This is a genomic window from Actinosynnema sp. NPDC023658 (assembly GCF_040639995.1).
In the GTDB taxonomy this organism is placed as follows: domain Bacteria; phylum Actinomycetota; class Actinomycetes; order Mycobacteriales; family Pseudonocardiaceae; genus Actinosynnema.
On the sequence record NZ_JBFAAX010000586.1, the window covers coordinates 1 to 3574 of the forward strand.

The 3574-nt window shown below is 75.2% G+C and carries 4 protein-coding genes; all 4 read left to right on the plus strand.

What is annotated here, in order from left to right:
- Positions 1-668 (plus strand): VWA domain-containing protein (locus AB0G02_RS31615; protein WP_360801372.1); only part of this gene is annotated, 668 nt, incomplete at its 5' end.
- A gap of 111 nt (positions 669-779) precedes the next feature.
- Positions 780-1394 carry a cob(I)yrinic acid a,c-diamide adenosyltransferase gene (gene cobO, locus AB0G02_RS31620; RefSeq protein WP_360801375.1) on the plus strand — a complete coding sequence of 205 codons (615 nt, stop codon included), beginning with the start codon at positions 780-782 and terminating at the stop codon, positions 1392-1394.
- Positions 1391-2764, plus strand: a complete 1374-nt coding sequence (locus AB0G02_RS31625) for a cobyrinate a,c-diamide synthase (RefSeq protein ID WP_360801378.1) — start codon at positions 1391-1393, stop codon at positions 2762-2764. Before cobO ends, AB0G02_RS31625 begins: the two co-directional genes overlap by 4 nt.
- Before the next feature lie 65 nt (positions 2765-2829).
- A partial coding sequence (locus tag AB0G02_RS31630; RefSeq protein ID WP_360801381.1) for a cobalt-precorrin-4/precorrin-4 C(11)-methyltransferase occupies positions 2830-3574 on the plus strand: 745 nt, incomplete at its 3' end.

The window sequence follows — 3574 nt, forward strand, 5'->3', positions numbered from 1 at the left end:
GCACGCTCGGCGCGGCGGCGCCCCACCAGGTCGCCCGCGGGCGCAGCGGTCCGGGGCTGGAGCTGCGCGGCGCGGACCTGCGGCTGTCGGTGCGCGAGGGCAAGGAGGGCAACCTCGTGCTGTTCGTGGTCGACGCGTCGGGCTCCATGGCGGCCCGGCAGCGGATGTCCGCCGTCAGCGGCGCGGTGGTGTCCCTGCTGCGCGACGCCTACCAGCGGCGGGACAAGGTCGGCGTGGTGACGTTCCGCGGTCGTGAGGCCCAGGTCGCCCTGCCGCCGACGAACTCGGTGGACGCGGCGGCGGCCCGGCTGCGCGCGCTGCGCACCGGTGGCCGGACGCCGTTGGCCGACGGCCTGCTGCGCGCGCGCCGCGTGCTGGAGGTCGAGCGGGTCCGCGATCCCCGCCGCCGACCGCTGCTGGTGCTGCTGACCGACGGTCGCGCGACCGCCGCCGGCACCGGCGGCGACCCGATGCGCGACGCCCTGCGCGCGGCCGGCCTGCTGGCGGCCGACGGGGTGGCGGCGGTCGTGGTCGACTGCGAGCACGGCCCGATCCGGTTGGGCCTGGCCGCACGGGTGGCGGGCGCGCTGGGAGCGGCGTGCGTGCGCCTGGAGGAACTGTCCGCGGACCAGGTCGCCGGCGTGGTGCGCGCCGCGCGGGCCGCGTGAGGGGGCGGCCGGTGCGCCCGAGACCACCCCGTCCGCGCTCGACCGAACCGTTCGCCCACACCACCACGGCCGGCGTCGTGCGCGCCGCCCGGACCGCGTAGGAGCGCCGAAGTGCCTCAAGGACAACCGTCCGTCGTCCCCACCGACGGCCTCACCACCCGGCAGCGCCGCAACCGCCCGCTGCTCCTGCTGCACACCGGTGACATGAAGGGCAAGTCCACCGCCGCGTTCGGCCTCGCGCTGCGCGGGTGGAACCAGGGCTGGTCCATCGGCGTCTTCCAGTTCGTGAAGTCCGCCAAGTGGAAGGTCGGCGAGGAGACGGCGTTCCGCGCGCTCGGCCGCCTGCACGAGCAGACCGGCGAAGGCGGCCCGGTGGAGTGGCACAAGATGGGCGAGGGTTGGTCCTGGACCCGCAAGCAGGGCACCGAGGACGACCACGCCGCCGCCGCGCGCGAGGGCTGGCGGGAGATCGCCCGCAGGCTCGCGGCCGAGCAGCACGGCCTGTACGTGCTCGACGAGTTCACCTACCCCCTGCACTGGGGCTGGCTCGACGTGGACGAAGTTGTCGACACCCTGAAGAACCGGCCCGGGCACCAGCACGTCGTCATCACCGGCAGGCATGCTCCCGACGGGCTCGTCGACGCCGCCGACCTGGTGGTGGAGATGACCAAGGTCAAGCACCCGATGGACGCGGGTCAGAAGGGCCAGAAGGGGATCGAGTGGTGAACCGGCTGGTGGTCGCCGCGCCCGCCTCGGGCAGCGGCAAGACCACCGTGGCCACCGGCCTGATGGCGGCGCTGCGCCGCGCGGGCGACAGGGTCGCGCCGTTCAAGGTCGGCCCGGACTACATCGACCCCGGCTACCACGCGGTGGCCACCGGCAGGCCGGGCCGCAACCTCGACCCCGTCATGGTCGGTGAGCACCGGGTGGCGAGCCTGTTCGCGCACGGCGCCCGCGGCTGCGACCTGGCCGTGGTGGAGGGCGTGATGGGCCTGTTCGACGGGCGGGTGGACACCGAGGGCATCGGGTCCACCGCGCACGTCGCCAAGCTGCTGTCCGCGCCGGTGCTGTTCGTCGTCGACGCGCGCGGCCAGAGCCGCAGCCTCGCCGCCCTGCTGCACGGGTTCCGCGGCTACGACCCGACCGTGCGGCTCGGCGGGGTGGTGCTCAACCAGGTCGGCTCGGCGCGGCACGAGCAGGTGCTGCGCGGCGCGTGCGCCGAGGTCGGGCTGGAGGTGCTCGGTGTGCTGCCGCGCGACGACAAGTTCGCCCTCCCGTCCCGGCACCTGGGCCTGGTCACCGCCGCCGAGCACGGACCGGCGGCCACCGCCGCCGTGGACGCCATCGCGGACGCGGTCGCCCGGCACGTCGACCTGGACGCCGTGCGCCGCCTCGCCGCCGAGGTGCCCGCGATGGCCGTGCCGACCTGGGACCCGCACGCCGAGGTCGAGCCGGTCCGGGACGCGCCGACGATCGCCGTCGCGGGCGGCGCGGCGTTCACCTTCGGCTACGCCGAGCAAGTCGAGCTGCTGGCCGCGACCGGCGCCGAGGTCGTCGTGGTCGACCCGCTGCGCGACGAGTCGCTGCCCGAGGGCACGGCGGGGCTGGTGCTGCCCGGCGGGTACCCCCAGCACCACTCGGCGGAGCTGTCGGCCAACACCGGCCAGCGCGCCGCCGTCGCCGCGCTGGCCCGCGGCGGTGCGCCGGTGCACGCCGAGTGCGGCGGCCTGCTGTACCTGGCGAACTCGTTGGACGGCGTGCCGATGTGCGGCGTGCTCGACGCCGACGGCGCGATGACGTCCCGGCTCACGCTCGGCTACCGCGACGCCGTGGCGCCGCACGACTCCGTGCTGGCCCGCGCGGGTTCGCGGATCACCGGGCACGAGTTCCACCGCACCGCGCTGACCGTCCCGCACGGCGCGAAACCGGCCTGGCAGTGGCGCGGCCACGACCTGCGCCCGGTGGCCGAGGGGTTCGTCGTCGGCCGGGTGCACGCGTCGTACCTGCACACGCACCCGGCGTCCGCGCCGGAGGCCGTGACCCGCTTCGTGCGGGCCTGCGCGAGCGAGTCCGTGCGCTTCGAGGCCACTCGTTAGTGGATCGCGCTCGCGCGGTACGGTCCTTGCCCACCAAGCCGAACACGTCGTGGGGAGCAGTTGTGATGACTGGTCGGGTCTCCTTCGTGGGCGCCGGTCCCGGTGCCGCCGATCTCATCACGGTGCGCGGCGCGAAGCGGATAGCCGAGGCCGACGTGGTGCTCTGGGCGCCCAGCGTGGTCGAGGCGGAGTGCGTGCGCGAGCACGCCCGCCCCGGCGCCGAGCTGGTCGACTTCTCCCGCGTCACCGAGGTCGAGGTGGTGGAGCTGTACCGGCGCGCGTCGGCGGGCAAGCTCAAGGTGGTGCGGCTGCACGCGGGTGACCCGTCCGTGTGGAGCGGTCTGCGCGACCAGCAGGAGTCGTGCCGCCGGCTCGGCCTGGAGACCGAGGTCGTGCCGGGCGTGTCGCAGGTGTCCGCCGCGGCGGCGTCCGTCGGCCGCGAGCTGACCACTTCGGACGTCGCCCAGTCGTTGCTGCTGGTCGGTCCCGAGACCGCCGAGCACGTCGAGGCGTTCGCCGCGCACGGCACCACGATGGCGATCTCCGCGTCCGGCGCGCGCACCGCCCTGCTGGTCGAACGGCTGCGCGCGGGCGGCTACGCCGACGACACGCCGGTCGTGGTGGCGTACAAGGTGTCCCTGCCCGACGAGACGGTCGTGGAGACCACGCTGGGCGAGCTGGAGGCGTGCGTCAAGGAGCACAAGCTCTACCGCACCACGCTGTTCCTGGTGGGCAAGGTGCTCGCGCAGCCCGTGTCGCGCCGCCGTTCCCCGGTGGCCGAGGGCGACGACCGGCCGACGACCATGCCGT